The sequence below is a fragment of the Desulfosarcina sp. genome, assembly GCF_033791525.1.
GTDB lineage: Bacteria > Desulfobacterota > Desulfobacteria > Desulfobacterales > Desulfosarcinaceae > Desulfosarcina.
In genome coordinates this window covers 1-3,088 of sequence record NZ_JASJGN010000432.1, presented here as the reverse complement: position 1 = coordinate 3,088, position 3,088 = coordinate 1, and the positions used below count along the sequence as shown (strand labels likewise).

The window sequence follows — 3,088 nt, the reverse complement described above, 5'->3', positions numbered from 1 at the left end:
TTGTAATAGGCCGCGTACAGCAGCGCAGTCTGCCCCTCGTCGTTCTTGCGGTTCACGTCGGCCCCCTTGTCGCAAAGGTATTTCGTCATGGGAAAGTGGCCGTAATAAGCCGCGTAAATCAGTGGTGTGAAACCATGGCGGTCGGGCTCATCGATGTCCACACCCTCGGACAGGTAGTCGTTAACCGCGGTGACATTCTGATCAATGGTGGCGGTGTGGATGCTTTTGACGCAGCCGCACAGGAAAAGGATGGCCAAAATGATTGCGATTTTTTTCATCTTTTTCTTTCTTGAAATTGGTTAAATATGAATACTGATGACAGAATAACTGCGCCCCCGTGGCCCCCTCATGCAGACCTTCGAATTCGGACGGATCGTTGGCTCGCAGATTCGACGAGCTGTTCACTCTGTCGATGAAAATGGGGCGCCACCAGGGAAGGATCAATCAAACCAATAACAAAGCATCTTGGTTTTAGCAAATGAACCAAACAGAATAGTGGGCCTTTTGTTGTTCTATCCCTGCGGCTTTGCGGTTACGCCAAGATAGACGCGGCGACGTCGGCGATCCCGGTCGACGGCGGGTGTGATGCCGACCGATTATTCGGATACGCTGACTTTATTTCGGCCGGACCGTTTCGACATGTACAGCGCTTCGTCCGCACGCTCAAATAGAGACGCCATGCTGTCGTCGGTTTTCAGGTTGCTGATGCCAATACAGATGGTCGGTTTGAGCGATATACCATCTTTCTCGTAGGGGTGGGTTTCAACACGCGTGCGGATTTCTTCTGCAATCCGGTGCGCCTCTTCGGCTTGAACATTGGGCATAAAGGCCATGAATTCATCGCCGCCAAAACGACTCGCCAGGCCCTTTTTCTCGAAGGCCGCCTTGATCAGGGCCCCGGTTTCCGAAATGGTGTAAGCACCGAATGAATGGCCATGCGTATCGTTGATCCGCTTGAGTCCATCCAGGTCCATCATGATCATCGCCAACCCCTTGCCCTGTGTTTTGGCCACGGCAATGTACCGGTTCAGTTCTTCATCGAAGCGGCGTTTGACGACCAAACCGGTCAATTCATCGATATTCACCAGGTTGTCGATTTCGGTCTGATATTTCAGATCAAACACGTCTGACCAGCCGAATCGCAGCATGGTCTCACCGATAAGAATCTTGTCCGAATCCTGGAGAATGGCATCAGAAATGTGAGCCCCATTTAATAGCGTCCCGTTGGAACTGCCAAGATCCTGGATACGATACCCGTTGCGGTCAGTATCGAAAGCAATGGCGATGTGCAGCCGCGACACATGGTTGTCACGAAGCATTATGGTCGCATCAGGCGATCGTCCCAAGGTGACGCGGTCATCGGCAAGCATAATCCGGCGGCCGACTTGGTCACCACCCAGATAAGTCAGGTTGGGAACCTTTTTTTCGAAATCCTTATCGCTGAATTGCTTCCCACTTGCGATGATGGTATCGATATATTCTGGCATTACCGGCCCCCCTTTCAACCGATGATGGAGTTTTTCGCCGTTGCCTCGACCTCCATTCCTGATACAAACAAATATGCGCAGGAGATGACAGCGTGTCAATAATGTGCCTGAAGGAATAGAAGAAACCGATGCGAGATGGCCGGCACTGCGACCCTTTGTATGCAACCGATTACCGATACATCATAGGCTGGTTGGGGAAGATCTTTCGACCTTGCCAATAAAAACCCCCCATTTCACGAAAATCAGCAATGGGGGTTTTCTTATGTATGTGGGCACAAGCCATTCGTTATGATCGGCTGACGGTGCACCCACATTCTTTTTCACGATTCATGGCAAGGCGAGACCCAATTGGGGTCTCGTTCTTTTTTGGGGGATCGATGGGGTAGGTCAGCATCGACGTGGATTACCTGCTCTGTAATACCATCGATGCATTAGCTGATCGGTAAGGGTCTGCTCGTAAAATGGTTTACATGGACATCTGGTGGATCTGCGCCACCAGGTGGTCCTTGGTGTGCCTCACGTCCTCCAACGCTCCTTCCGGCCCCATCCGGTCTATCTTGAAGTTCATGTACTCCGTGACGATTGCATGTGCCCTGCCGCCCGGGGTCATCAGGCCATCTTCGTTCAGTATCGTCATGATCTTAATCATGGCATTGGATTTATCCATCATGATCGCTTTCTCCGGCATCCTATCCGTCCGAGGATACCGGCAAGATTGAAGATTAAGGTAGATGAGTGTGTGAATAGCGCCGTTATGATACAAGATGTTGTTGTCTGTCAAGCAGCTTTTTCTATATATAGTGAATTCGTGTGTTTTTTTTTTTAACATCGCTGAATCCGACACTATTTTGCAACGATTAGAGAAAAGCGACATGAGGGTTGGTTATCGAAATTGCTTAATCGTTTGAAATAATTAATTGTTTGCTGATTTCTTCGTTGACACAACGTCAATCCATTTCCTGTCGTCGAGTTGTCCGATAGGTGGGTGCGGTGTGGGTTCCTGCGGTGTGAGCTGACATGGCAGCCTCCTTGGATCGGACAACGGGTTCGGACAAAAGGTCCGTCTGCCATTGTCAGATCCAATGGGCTGAAAATAAAAATGCCCGCAACAACGGGCATTTAGAGTGGTATAAAAAGTGGAGATGAGGGGGATCGAACCCCTGGCCTCAGCGTTGCGAACGCTGCGCTCTCCCAGCTGAGCTACACCCCCATGAAGAGTTGGCCTTTTTAAACCATGGTTATGGCTTGTTTAGGTCTTTTTGACCCGTGCGTCAAGTGAATCAATTGTCGCGGGTCAGCATCACCAGGCTGGTTTCTTCCTTCAACAGGTGGTCCACCAGCAGCAGCCGCTCGTTGACCACTTCGGTGAAACTGGCCAGCAATTCGGTCTTCAACGGCTTGCCCCGGCTTTTTTTGACCTTGTTGGGGTTGATGGGTTTGCCGCCCACGCGGACTTCATAGTGCACGTGCGGGCCGGTGGACACGCCGGTCGATCCCACCCGGGCGATGACCTGGCCCTGCTCGACCATTTGTCCGCGCTTCTTCAGCAACCGGCTGCAATGCCCATAGTAGGTCTGATAGCCGTTGGTGTGCTTGACGAT

At 51.2% G+C, this 3,088-nt stretch carries 4 protein-coding genes and 1 tRNA gene; all 5 read right to left on the bottom strand.

What is annotated here, in order from left to right; translation table 11 throughout:
* Positions 1 to 278, bottom strand: a 278-nt coding sequence (locus QNK41_RS20655; protein ID WP_319261018.1) for an ankyrin repeat domain-containing protein, incomplete at its 3' end; no start/stop codon positions are given.
* 318 nt (positions 279 to 596) lie between these two features.
* Complete coding sequence (locus QNK41_RS20650; RefSeq protein ID WP_319261015.1) at positions 597 to 1,487, bottom strand: GGDEF domain-containing protein; 891 nt, start codon at positions 1,485 to 1,487, stop codon at positions 597 to 599.
* Between the two features lie 466 nt (positions 1,488 to 1,953).
* Positions 1,954 to 2,157 (bottom strand): hypothetical protein, encoded by a 204-nt coding sequence (locus QNK41_RS20645; RefSeq protein WP_319261012.1) that lies wholly within the window; start codon positions 2,155 to 2,157, stop codon positions 1,954 to 1,956.
* Positions 2,158 to 2,624: 467 nt separating this feature from the next.
* Positions 2,625 to 2,697: transfer RNA gene (locus tag QNK41_RS20640), tRNA-Ala, on the bottom strand.
* Between the two features lie 70 nt (positions 2,698 to 2,767).
* The coding region (locus tag QNK41_RS20635) for a M23 family metallopeptidase (protein WP_319261009.1) at positions 2,768 to 3,088 on the bottom strand (321 nt) is incomplete at its 5' end.